Annotated in this window: 11 protein-coding genes and 2 tRNA genes; 8 read left to right on the forward strand and 5 right to left on the reverse strand. The window is 45.7% G+C overall.

Annotated elements, in window-relative coordinates:
* Positions 1-5 precede the first annotated feature (5 nt).
* Together PBAL39_RS12710 and PBAL39_RS12715 are read right to left on the reverse strand one after the other, a co-directional pair.
* Positions 6-758 (reverse strand): hypothetical protein, encoded by a 753-nt coding sequence (locus tag PBAL39_RS12710; RefSeq protein ID WP_008242033.1) that lies wholly within the window; start codon positions 756-758, stop codon positions 6-8.
* A 313-nt stretch (positions 759-1,071) separates the two neighbouring features.
* The gene (locus PBAL39_RS12715; protein WP_008242034.1) at positions 1,072-1,545 is read right to left on the reverse strand and encodes an Lrp/AsnC ligand binding domain-containing protein; all 474 of its coding nucleotides are present in this window, start codon (positions 1,543-1,545) and stop codon (positions 1,072-1,074) included.
* 154 nt (positions 1,546-1,699) lie between these two features.
* On the opposite strand from PBAL39_RS12715, the gene PBAL39_RS25375 reads away from it, so the two are divergent.
* Both PBAL39_RS25375 and PBAL39_RS25380 read left to right on the forward strand, forming a co-directional pair.
* Positions 1,700-1,807, forward strand: a tRNA-Asp gene (locus PBAL39_RS25375).
* A 69-nt stretch (positions 1,808-1,876) separates the two neighbouring features.
* A tRNA-Asp gene (locus PBAL39_RS25380) sits at positions 1,877-2,021 on the forward strand.
* A gap of 122 nt (positions 2,022-2,143) precedes the next feature.
* On the opposite strand, the gene PBAL39_RS12720 is transcribed toward PBAL39_RS25380, so the two are convergent.
* From PBAL39_RS12720 to PBAL39_RS12730, 3 genes are all read right to left on the reverse strand, one after another.
* Entirely contained in the window at positions 2,144-3,175 is a 1,032-nt protein-coding gene (locus PBAL39_RS12720) for a glycerophosphodiester phosphodiesterase family protein (protein WP_039866522.1), read from the reverse strand.
* 242 nt (positions 3,176-3,417) lie between these two features.
* Complete coding sequence (locus PBAL39_RS12725) at positions 3,418-4,728, reverse strand: amidohydrolase family protein (RefSeq protein WP_008242037.1); 1,311 nt, start codon at positions 4,726-4,728, stop codon at positions 3,418-3,420.
* Positions 4,721-7,444, reverse strand: coding sequence for an amidohydrolase family protein (locus tag PBAL39_RS12730; protein ID WP_008242039.1), 2,724 nt, complete (start codon positions 7,442-7,444; stop codon positions 4,721-4,723). The genes PBAL39_RS12725 and PBAL39_RS12730 overlap by 8 nt, the downstream gene beginning before the upstream one ends.
* Before the next feature lie 317 nt (positions 7,445-7,761).
* Between PBAL39_RS12730 and PBAL39_RS12735 the strand changes: the two genes are divergently transcribed.
* The 6 genes from PBAL39_RS12735 to hflX form a co-directional block, all read left to right on the forward strand.
* Complete coding sequence (locus PBAL39_RS12735; RefSeq protein WP_008242042.1) at positions 7,762-8,196, forward strand: hypothetical protein; 435 nt, start codon at positions 7,762-7,764, stop codon at positions 8,194-8,196.
* A gap of 328 nt (positions 8,197-8,524) precedes the next feature.
* On the forward strand, positions 8,525-9,925 hold the full coding sequence (locus tag PBAL39_RS12740) for an anthranilate synthase component I family protein (RefSeq protein ID WP_157274009.1): 1,401 nt from the start codon (positions 8,525-8,527) through the stop codon (positions 9,923-9,925).
* Positions 9,926-9,941: 16 nt separating this feature from the next.
* Complete coding sequence (locus PBAL39_RS12745; protein ID WP_008242046.1) at positions 9,942-10,514, forward strand: aminodeoxychorismate/anthranilate synthase component II; 573 nt, start codon at positions 9,942-9,944, stop codon at positions 10,512-10,514.
* Between the two features lie 2 nt (positions 10,515-10,516).
* Positions 10,517-10,783, forward strand: a complete 267-nt coding sequence (locus PBAL39_RS25825; protein ID WP_008242048.1) for an indole-3-glycerol-phosphate synthase — start codon at positions 10,517-10,519, stop codon at positions 10,781-10,783.
* A gap of 116 nt (positions 10,784-10,899) precedes the next feature.
* Positions 10,900-11,298 carry an indole-3-glycerol-phosphate synthase gene (locus PBAL39_RS25830; RefSeq protein ID WP_008242050.1) on the forward strand — a complete coding sequence of 133 codons (399 nt, stop codon included), beginning with the start codon at positions 10,900-10,902 and terminating at the stop codon, positions 11,296-11,298.
* A 22-nt stretch (positions 11,299-11,320) separates the two neighbouring features.
* On the forward strand, positions 11,321-12,212 hold an 892-nt coding region (gene hflX, locus PBAL39_RS12755), incomplete at its 3' end, for a GTPase HflX (RefSeq protein ID WP_008242051.1).

A 12,212-nucleotide genomic window follows, 5' to 3' on the forward strand; every position in this document is an offset into this window, starting at 1 on the left:
TTGTACTAATATTCTGTGATTTTATTTTCCAGGTATTCATTGTAAGCATTCCTGTACAATGTATTGCGATAACTCCTGTTTCTGCGGAGTGTCCATTTTTGGTAAGCATAAAGACCTCCACGGAGCCTTTCCATCTTATAGTATAGATCATTGCCTTCAATATGATTGTCCAGCAATCTGATCTCACGCTCAAGTTCAGGGTCCTTCATTTTCAGTTCGGTGATGATGTGCGGTCTGATCCGCAATACAAATCTCCATGGCTCAATGAAGCGGTACTTCCAGGTGAGGGTATTCCGTTTCTTGTCTTCCGCTTCATAAAGCTGGAAGCAAAGGCTTTCTGCTTCGTTGAAATTTGGCCCTTTCCGGCTATCTTCCCATTCCTGAACTGTAAACTCTGCGAGTTTCTGGACTCGTTTGCCATAGACCCTTTTCTGTTTTCTCCTGGTTTTTCTATGTTTAAATGTTCTATCGTAATCGTATTGTACAGTATTGATTTTTAAGAGTATATTCTGGTAGAATTCCGCAAGCGGAGATCTGAGTTGGTCTTCCCTAAACACGAAGTCCCGTTTCCAGCCGCGCTGAAAGGGTTCGTCGAGGGGAACCATTGGCAAATTTATCCTTTGCTGCCAGAGGAGTTCTCTTTTTTTAAATAGCTGGATTAATTGTTTTTCAAAATCTTTCTTCTGAAGTCGTTTTTTGCGTCTTGCAGATTTTAATCTGTAGGGCAAGACATCAAACGTTTGTTTGCGGGTGTCCATTCGGAAGCCTTTAATGTAAAATGTAATGTGAATTTGTCCTTTTGATCAGGACATACCCCAGACAGGCTCCGGCAGGGCGGATTGGAGGCAGACGCATATCGTACTCAGGGGTAGAAATACCCTTAACACAAGCCGTTAAATCAAAAGATCAGGTGAAGACGTCTGCCAGTATCAGGCAGCGGAGAAAAGGGGCGATATGTAGTTACGCGACATCATGATTCCTGTAATTTTAAATAAATAACAATAGGAATTGGGACAAAGGTAATACAATTGCCTGATACTGGAAAAAAATATGTTGCTCGTTTATTGCTTGTTATAATTCTATCTGTCTCCGGATACTCTCTTCCAGGGAGATCAGTGTTTCCGTTCGCTGGATTCCTGAAACAGCCTGAATTTCTTCGTTCAATACGTGTCTCAGATGATTGGTGTCCCTGCAGATGATCTTAGCGAACATGCTGTAGGCGCCCGTTGTATAATGAAGCTCCACAACTTCTTTTATTTTGCTGAGCTGGGCAACAGCATCTTTGTACTGGATTCCTTTTTCGAGATAAATTCCGAGGAAGGCACAGATGTCATACCCTGCTTTTTGTGGATCGATGATCAGGTGGGAGCCTTTGATGATGCCCATTTCCTGTAGTTTTTTCATCCGTACATGGATTGTGCCGCCTGAAACGATCAAATCCTTCGCAATTTCAGTGTAAGGCTTCGTCGCATCCTGCATGAGCTGCTTTAGAATATCGATATCGAGGTTATCAATTTCTAAATTTTGGCTTTCTTTTTTAAGCATGATTTTTATATTTGGTAATGTTATTCAAATATAATTGAAATAATCATAAAAATAAAAATAAATGATTATAATATTTGCAACGTTATGGTGTTCTTGTTACATTTGTATCAAGCAAGTCGGTAAAAAATTAGTTCTTTAACAATTGCTTACATTCTGTAGGGTGGTGAAATTGGCAGACGCACCTCCTTGTCTCGGTGGTGGAGAATATGGGAAACCCGTAAGGGCTAACCACTCCTTGAAGGTTCGACTCCTTCCCCTACAGCGCTTTTAAAGTAGAGGTATAACAATCAACCTAAACCAAAACTCTACTTTAAAATGTTCTTTTAAATCATGTTGGGTGGTGAAATTGGCAGACACGCCTCCTTGTCTCGGTGGTGGGGATAAATGGATAAACGCAGTTTATGGGTTGACCACAAATTAATTTTTGAACTGTAGCTAACTACCCCTTGAAGGTTCGACTCCTTCCCCAACAGCCAGTTTTTTTATGAATAATAAGTTAGTTAAAATGAGTGCCCCCGGATAGGGTCACTCATTTCTTAACGCAAAAAAAGCCTGTCCCTCAAGAGACAGGCTTTCTTGTTTAACCTCTTAAACAAAATTATTTTTTCAGCTTTTTGAGCAGCAGTTCCGGCTCATTGGTGGTGATGAAGTCTGCATTTTCCTTGATCAGCCAATCCATTACCGCTTCGTCATTTACAGTCCATACATTGATGGTTAGTTTGTTGTCTCTTGCCTCTTTGATCCAGGCCGGATTTTTCTGCAATGCACTATAATGGTAATCCAAGCCATAAAAATGCGCTGCTGCCAGCTCTGCAGGTGTTTTGTCCCCTTTCAGGTAAGCGACTTTGGCGTAGGGAGCAAGCTTCATGATCTCCAGACAAACCTCATAATCAAAGCTGATGTAGTCTACCCAGGCTTCAGCTTTAAGTGTTCTTACGGCATCCATCACTTTATGAGTGAGCGCAATTGCACGCTCCTTGCTGATGGCTGAAGGTTTGATCTCCAGGATCAGTTTGGTTTTGTTCTGTTTCATTCCAGCCTGCATGTAGTCCGCAAGTGTTGGCAGGTTTTCACCATTGGCCAGCTTCAGGGCTGCAAGCGTTTGTGCATCCGTTTTTTCAATGTCCTTCCCCTGGATGGCATCGTCGTGGTGAATGAAAAGAGCGGAGTCTGCAGACATGTGTACGTCAAACTCAGCACCTTCGCAGCCCATGTCTATGGCATGTTGCAGCGCTGAGACAGAGTTCTCTGAAGCACCTGTGTTTTTCCAGGCGCCGCGGTGGGCGATCACTTTATTGTGAATGAACTGATCGTTGACGATCTTAAATCCGGCAGTCTGACTGCCTGCTGAGGTCTTCGCAGTAAGGGTAATTTCCAGCGACTGAACATCTGAATTAACCTTGCTCACGCTCAGTATGTTGTTTTTGCTGATTTTGAATGAAGCGGCATCCGCACCGCCAATCGTAATGTTGTTAATTTTACTATTGCCTGAAACTTTAACTTCTCCAATGGTTTTTTGCTTTGTGGAGTAAGTATATCCGGAAAGGTAAATCTTTGATTTTTGCTGTGCGAAGGCATCACTTAGTAAGGCCATAGGGAGTAGTGTGATTGCAATAAGTATACTTTTCATATCTGTTAGGTGTTAAAGATAAGCAATAAAATATCCACGCACATTGTCAACCGGAGCGACAAAAGGCATGCGGATCATCGTAAATATAGGTGATATCAGATTCAGCGGACAAAAATAGGCTCGTAATGTTAGGCTCATTTGTAATTATTGTTAAGGAATGGCCAGTAAAAGCGGATTGGAGAGGCATAAAAAATCCCGTTCATTAGTACAGATGTCTGATGAACGGGATGTGTCAGCGGTGTTTATTCTGCAGTGCTGTATTTGGCACTGAACTTCTTGTCCAGCTGTTTGTGGAGGTTATCGAGATTGATGTCCCTGCCTTGTATGAAGGCACGTTCAACATGGTTGGATTTCATGTCCAGGGCATCTCCGGAGGAAATGAAAAAGGTAGCGTCCTTTCCTTGTTCGAGACTTCCTGCGCGTTGTTCAATTCCAAGCACCTTCGCCGTGTTGAGGGTGATGGTTTGCAGTGCCTGCTCGGGGTTGAGGCCCCATGCGGCTACCGTTCCCGCCATAAAGGGAAGGTTGCGTTGCTGCCAGTAGCCATCAATGCTTACCACTACAATGATTCCTGCATTGGCCAGGATTGCGGCATTTTTGTAAGGTTTATTGACATCATCATCAATAGAATTGGGCAGGGCATGCGGTTGTCTGACGACAACAGCGATGTTGTTTTGCTTCAGGAAATCGACCACCAGTGAAGCCTCTTCAGCACCAACGAGGACAGGAGTGATGCCATATTTTTTCGCGAAGTTAACTGCAGCGATGATGTCTTTTTCACCATCTGCGGTGATGAACAGTTTCTGTCTCCCGTTGAAGAGGTTCCTCATCGCAGCCAGACGTGCGTTAGTCACCACGGGAGTAGTTTCCGTATAAGCCTTTGCCTCAGCGAATAGCTGATCCAACTCTTCAAGGCTCTTTTGAGTGCGTTCTTTCAGCAGTTCCTGCGAAACCTGTGGTCCGCGACCACCGAAGCCCTGACGAGGTTTTGGGGTAACGGGCCAGGTCAGGTGCATGGCATCATCAGTTTTTATGGCGGCGTCTTCCCAGTTCCAGGCATCCAGCTGCACGACAGAGGAGCTGCCGGCTACAACACCTCCCTGAGGGGTGACCTGTGCCATAAGAATGCCATTGCTGCGCAAGGTTGCGGGTACTTTGGAATCGGTATTGTAGGCTACAATCGCGCGGATGTGTGGGTTTAGTGTGCCGATTTCGGAGAAGTCGAGTGTTGCCTTTACAGCCTCAAACTCTGCAAGTCCCAGGTTTGTGATGGGGGCGATAAAGCCCGGGTAGACATGTTTATCATTCGCCTGTATGACCTCCCCATTACTGAAATTGAGCTTTACCAGCGTTGCATCGCCAACACCGGTGATCTTGCCTTTCTCAATCATCAGGTAACCATTGTCTATTACTTTACCATTTCCAATATGCAGTTTGGCGCCCAGAACATAGATCGGTTTGGTCTGAGCTGCTGCAGGAGAGATGTTTGCCTGTGCAAAGGAGCTGCTTGCTGCCGATGCTGCCAGGAACATCGTTAATAGGTATTTATTCATGATCGTGTGTCCTTTCTAAGTCGTTAAGTTCCTGAGCATAATCGCCTACACTTTCGCAGTGATACAAGCGTGGGCTTTCAGGTGTTGGGCGTTGTGTTTTGCCGCCTTTATTTTTACTCTCCTGCATTTTTTTGATGAGACGGCTGCGTTCCGCATCGTTGTCTTTCCTGATTTGTTCATCTTTGCTGAGGTTCCAGTAAGGGATGCCATCTACAAAAGTCTGTTCTGCTTTGGCGTAGATGGAGAGCGGATGTGCAGACCAGACGACAACATCAGCATCTTTTCCAGCCTTAAGGCTGCCCACTTTATTGTCGATGTGTAACATCCTGGCAGGGTTCAGTGTCACGAATTTCAGCGCATCTTCTTCCGGGAGGCCTCCATATAACATGGCTTTACCAGCTTCCTGGTTCAGACGGCGCGCCATTTCGGCATCATCGGAGTTGAATGCGGTAGTAATGCCAACATTGTGCATGATCTTTCCATTGTAAGGGATGGCTTCTGCAACTTCCATTTTATAGGCCCACCAGTCGGAGAAGGTAGAGGCATTAATGCCATGAGCCTTCATCTTGTCGGCCACTTTATATCCCTCAAGGATGTGGGTAAAAGTGTTGATCTTGAACCCTAGGCTGTCAGCCACATGGATCAGCATATTGATCTCAGACTGTACATAGGAGTGGCAGGTAATGAACCTTTTGTTGTCGAGGATCTCCACGATGGCATCCAGCTCCAGGTCGCGGCGTACCGTGTTGCCTTTTTTTGCCATTGCCGTTTTGTATTCTTTTGCACGGGTAAATTCATCAACAAAAGACTGCTCGACACCCATGCGGGTAACAGGGAAACGTGCCCCGGTACCGAAATTACTTTGTTTTACATTTTCACCCAGGGCGAATTTGATGAATCCGTCGGCACCGGCAAACTTCAGCTCTTCAGGCAGCTTACCCCAGCGTAGTTTGATGAGCTGAGATTGACCACCTACCGGGTTTGCGGACCCATGCAGAATCTGCGAGGTGGTGACACCTCCCGCCAGCTGACGGTAGATATTGACATCTTCGGAGTTGATGATGTCTGCAATGCGCACCTCTGCGGAGGACGATTGGGAGCCTTCATTGATTCCACCTGTGCCGGCGATGTGTGAATGCTCGTCGATCAATCCGGGTGTAATGTGTTTTCCTGTGGCGTCGATGACGCGGGCATTACCTGCTGCAAGGTTTTTCCCTACAGACTTGATTTTTCCATTTTCAAGGAGCACATCTGCATTCTGAAGGATACCTTCCTTTTCATTTGTCCATACCGTAGCATTCTTTAGCAATACTGTTTCCGATTTCAGGGCCTCGGAGGTTCCGAATGCGGTAAAAGGATAGATGACTTTGCCGTTAGCAAGTGCCGGTTGTGGTTCTTCCTTTTTTGTGGGGCTTTTGGTGGCAGTATCCTTGTCGTCTTTTTTATAGGTAATGAACCTTTTCCCCTGCACCCAGTTTTCGAGTACCAGGTTTTCTTTTTTAAAGAGGCTGTCGGACGTGATGATGAAGTTGGCAAGTTTTCCTTTTTCGAGAGTACCCACTTTATCGGAGATGCCGATCATGGATGCCGGAATTTCGGTAAGAGCGAGCAGGGCCTGTTTCTGGCTGAGGCCATTTGCGATGGCCGTGCGCAGGTTTGTCCAGAAGTCGCGGCTGTTATCGATGCCAAATGTGGTCAAAGAAAAACGGATGCCTGCTTTTTCAAGGATGCCAGGGTTTGTTGGTGCAAGCTCCCAGTTTTTCATTTGTGCAAGGGTGACATTGCGGGCGTCCTCGGCATCCTCCACATCATAGGCTTTGACAAAGTTGAGGGGGATGATGAGACTGGCGCCGGTAGCTTTTACCGCATCCACCCGCTGGTATTCATCGCCATTGGACTTGATGATGTATTGTTTGCCAAATTCCTTGCCGATTTTATCAGCACGCAGGATGTTCTGCCAGCCGTCGGCCTCAAAGATCTGAGGCAGCTGTTGCTGTTTGTTGAATTCTTCCAGAGAAAGGTTGTGTTCTTCTTTCTGTTTGCTGTACCACTGTGCGTCATAATAGGTTTGACGAAGCAGGGCGATGGCACCCATCAGTGAGGTAGGATAGTCATTTTGAGAAGAGCCTTTGTTGAAAGAGTAGTTTGCAGCAGCCTGTGCATTGAGGAGGGTCATGTTTTCCTTCTCATCGCTGAGGCTCACCGCCACCGAGGTCCCGCGGGCGATGCCATCCCTGCTGATCGCATTGACACTTCCAAAGCCAGCTTTCCTGAGATCGTCAGCTTTTTTAGCGTCCATGCCGAAAATCGCTGCCGCCTGTGTTTCCGGGCGGATCGCTTCATTCCAGTTGTAGGCTCCTTTTTTAGTGGAAACAAAGATCGACTGGCGCATGCCGCTACTCTGGCGTGTATTTTCAGGAATACCATAACTGGTAAAGGCATCAATCAATGAGGGATAGATGTATTTTCCTTTCAGGTCGATGATGACATAACCTTTTGGGATGCTGCCGGCACTACCTACAGACTGAATGGTTTGTCCTTTGATCAGTAGCGTACCGTTTTTAATGGTCTGGTTCGCACTGACCATGATGGTTGCGTTGGTAAAAGCGTATAATCCTTGCCTGATGTCGTAAGATCCATTTACAGGATAGGTTTGTTGGGCAAACATACAGGTTCCAGAAAATACCAGCGCAAGCGATAGTATAATTTTCTTCATAAAATTTAGATTAGTAGCTAAATCTATTCATAAAATTGAAGCTAATAGGTTTTATATCGGTTTTTTTACTGATAATCGATCGGATTTATAGGGTTTTTGTGTTTTTATGCCCTCTTATAGTATGATTTGCCGTTTGTGAATAATGAAAGCTGCGGTTTCTCTGAAGAAATCTAATCTTGTTTTTGAACAGTCCATTCCTGAACCAGGAGCTGTGGAAGGTTTAAAAGTCTGATGTTTATAATGATTTTAAATACCAATTAGCTGGATCGGTGGTTCTAAATGCATAAGTATTTGTTATTTTTGAAAAAAAACACTTTATGCAATTTTATAACATCTTAAGGAGTGCGCACTCAGGTTGGCGTTATCTTGTATTGATCTTTTTGGTTTTAGCGATTGTTCAGGCGCTGGCCGGCTGGTTGGGTAAAAAGCCATATACAGAAGGCAACCGGAAGTTAAACCTGTTTGCGTTGATCTTTACGCACGTCCAAATATTATTTGGGTTGGTATTGTATTTCATCAGTCCACTGGTAGAAGCTGGATTGAGGTACTGGAAGATGGAGCATATTGGTATGATGATTTTTGCTGCGATCCTGGTTACTGTAGGTAATGCAAGGTCCAAACGTACGGATGATGCTGCAACCAAACACCGGACCATAGCGCTTTATTTTGGACTGGCCCTGATCCTGATTGTAGCTGCAATCATAGCAATGGTGAAATTTGACCCTACACGTACCTTTTGGGGGGTATCATAAAATTTCACAATTTAATTTGGTCTTGTAAGATTTATTTATATTTTTGTTGCTCATGATTAACAATATACATACTTGGCAATGGCGCAGTAATTCTGAAAAGAGTTCCGTCGTAGTCTTGTGTACCTTATAGTTTATCAACCTAAACCAAACCACAAATAAGCCCGGCGTAACACACGCCGGGCTTTTTGTTTTTACGCGATTTTGAAAAAAAGCCCGTAGGATACGACGTAGAGAAAAGAGAGAGCGGGATATTGATGATGACAAGAAAAACGGTGACACTGCGCTGAGTGCCAATGAGTCGCCAATAAAACGAAATAAAATTATGCTGATGAACAATTATAAGATCAATACCATTCATAAAAAGCTGCTTGCAGACACTACAACGCCGGTGAGCATCTATTTAAGGTTAAGGGATGTATTTCCCAATACGATCCTGCTGGAGAGTTCCGATTACCATAGCCGCGAGAATGCGGTCAGTTATGTCTGCGCGGAACCAGTTGCGGGCATCGTGCTGAACAAAGGGGTGTTGTCTACTTATTTCCCCGATGGGAAGAAGGAGGAGAAAAGTGATTTTGTCCTTACTGAAGAGATTGACGGCTTCAAGGGAAGGTTCCTGCCCGGGCCTGTCGTGGATAAAAGGATCTCCAGTGGTCTTTTTGGCTATTTTACATGGAATGCCGTTGAGCATTTTGAAGACATCTCCTTTCATGCGAAGTCGCCGGAAGGAGAAGAAATCCCCCTGATGCAATATCATATTTACCGGTATATCATCGCAATTGATCACTTCAGAAATGAAATCACGCTGTTCAAGAATACGTTCAATGGGGACGATCAGGAAGGGTTGGAGAAAATGGAGTACCTGATTCAGAATAAGAATTTTCCAGAATACAGCTTTAAAACGAATGGTGAGGAAAGTTCAAACCTGACAAATGAGGACTTCATGGACATTGTAGACAAAATGAAAACCCACATCCTTCGCGGTGATGTTTTTCAGATTGTTCCATCGAGGGCCTTCAAACAAGGGTTCCAGGGAGACGAATTTAATGTATACCGTTGCCTGCGTTCCATCAATCCCTCTCCATATCTGTTTTATTTCGATTACGGCAGTTTCAAGCTTTTCGGTTCCTCACCGGAAGCACAGATTACCATTAACAATAGTGTGGCGAACATCTTTCCGATAGCAGGGACCTTCAAAAGAACAGGAAATGACGAAGAAGATGCGGAGCTGGCGAGAAAGCTGGAACAGGATCCTAAGGAAAGTGCGGAACATGTGATGCTGGTTGATCTTGCACGTAATGATTTGAGCAGACACTGCAGCGGTGTGGAGGTGAAGTCCTTTAAAGAAGTGCAGTACTATTCTCACCTGATCCACCTGGTTTCAAAGGTAAGTGGAAATCTTCAGGCGGACGTATCTGCTTTTAAGGTGGTCGCTGATACTTATCCTGCGGGGACACTAAGCGGGGCTCCAAAGTATAGGGCCATGCAGCTGATTGATGAATATGAGGGACTGGGGCGTAATTTTTATGCCGGGGCGATTGGTTATATGGGTTTTAATGATCAGTTCAACCATGCCATCATGATCAGGACCTTCATGAGTAAAAACAACGAGCTTCACTATCGTGCCGGGGCGGGCATTGTGGCCGATTCTGTGCCAGAGAATGAGCTGAATGAGGTAAATAATAAAATTGCAGCATTGCGCCGTGCTATAGAGATGGCCGAAAACATTTAACGACAAACATAAGAACATGCAAAAGAAAATACTGGTGATTGATAATTACGACTCTTTTACCTACAATTTGGTCCACCTGGTCAATGAATTGGGCCGTGAGGTGGAAGTATGGCGCAATGATAAGTTTGAACTGTCGGCTGTTGCGGACTATGATCAGATCATCCTTTCTCCGGGGCCGGGGATTCCTGAGGAGGCCGGCCTGCTGCTTGATGTCATCAAAACATATGCAGCTACAAAACGTATCTTTGGCATTTGCCTAGGTCAGCAAGCCATTGCGGAAGCTTTTGGTGGAAAATTGCTTAATTTGGGGAGGCCTATGCATGGCATTGCCACTCCGATATCTGTTCTCGATGACACGGAACCGTTGTTTCAGGATTGTCCGCGGACGATAAATGTCGGTAGGTACCATTCCTGGGTGGTCGACCCGAATGGTCTGCCGGATTGTCTGACGGTAACGGCGACAGATCAGGACGAGGAGATCATGGCTTTAAGGCATAAAGAATATGATGTGAGGGGTGTTCAGTTTCATCCGGAAAGTGTACTCACAGAATATGGTAAACAGATGATGAAAAACTGGTTAGAAAATTAGCTATGAATATTCTCGATAAAATAGTCCTCCGTAAGCGCGAGGAAGTAGAATGGGCGAAGCAGGCAGTTTCTGTGAAACAGCTGGAGGCAGCCATACATTTTAACCGCACACCCTACGTCTTTGAAGATTTTCTGCTCGATGAGGGCCGCAGTGGAATCATTGCGGAATATAAACGGAAGTCTCCGTCCAAAGGAATCATCAATGACCAGTTGACAGTGACAGAAGTGACTACGGCCTATACGCGGCAGGGCATCGGCATGTCGTGCTGACGATACAGACTTTTTTGGGGGCACTGAACGACTCTTGAGGCCAGGTCCGTCAATCAAATTCCGATCTCAGAAAGGATTTCATCATCGATGAGTACCAGATCCTGGAAGCAAAGGCCATGGGAGCAGACATCATTCTTCTGATTGCGGCCATCCTGGAACCTGATGACATTGAAAATCTCGCCGAAGTAGCGAAGAGCTTGGGCCTTAATGTGTTGCTGGAGGTGCACAACCTGGAGGAGCTGCAGCGGAGTGTCATTCCTGAGCTGGACGCCATTGGAGTGAACAACAGGAACCTTGGAGATTTCTCTGTAGACATCCAGACCTCTTTCAACCTGGTGGATGAGATCCCCGACGACTTCCTGAAGATTTCTGAAAGTGCGATCAGCAACCCGCAAACCATCAATGAGCTGCGGACGGCAGGTTTTGACGGTTTCCTGATTGGCGAAAGCTTTATGAAGACGTCAAACCCTGGACATGCGATGAGAGACTTTGTCAGTCATCTGTTCTCGGTATAACTTTTGTATCTTTGTACTTTACATGGGAAGACAGAAATATTATGATACTGCGCCAAAGCAGGAACGTGCCGTTCTTGTCGGCGTCATCCGGCCAGGCGAAACTCAGGAGGAGACGAAAGAATACCTCGATGAGCTCGCATTTCTGGTAGATACTGCTGGTGGTGCGGTGGAAAAGGTGTTTACGCAGAAAATGCTGAAGCCCGACCGTGCTACGTTTGTAGGTACAGGAAAGTTAGAAGAAATCCAGGCTTATGTGAAGTCTGAAGAAATAGATATGGTGGTGTTTGACGATGAGCTCTCACCATCACAGCTGAGAAATATTGAGCGCGAGCTGCAGGTAAAGATCCTGGACCGTAGCAACCTGATCCTCGATATTTTTGCCGGCCGTGCACAAACGGCGCAGGCAAAAACGCAGGTGGAGCTCGCCCAGCTGCAGTACCTGCTCCCCCGGTTGACGCGGCTATGGACCCACCTTGAGCGGCAGAAGGGTGGTATCGGGATGAGAGGTCCCGGGGAGACGCAGATTGAGAGTGACAGAAGGATGATCCTCGAGAAGATCTCATTATTGAAGGAACGTCTCAAGCTGATCGATAAACAGAATGAGACGCAGCGCAAGAACCGCGGACAACTGATCCGTGTGGCCTTAGTGGGTTATACCAACGTGGGTAAGTCTACCATCATGAACATGCTGTCCAAATCGGAGGTGTTTGCAGAAAATAAGCTATTTGCCACATTGGATACCACAGTGCGGAAGGTGGTGATTGAAAACCTGCCTTTCTTATTGTCCGATACGGTAGGGTTTATCCGTAAGTTGCCCCACCACCTGGTAGAATGTTTCAAATCCACATTGGATGAAGTCCGGGAAGCCGACATCCTGATCCATGTGGTAGACGTGTCACATCCTAACTTTGAGG

It is taken from the genome of Pedobacter sp. BAL39, from assembly GCF_000170795.1.
In the GTDB taxonomy this organism is placed as follows: Bacteria; Bacteroidota; Bacteroidia; order Sphingobacteriales; family Sphingobacteriaceae; genus Pedobacter.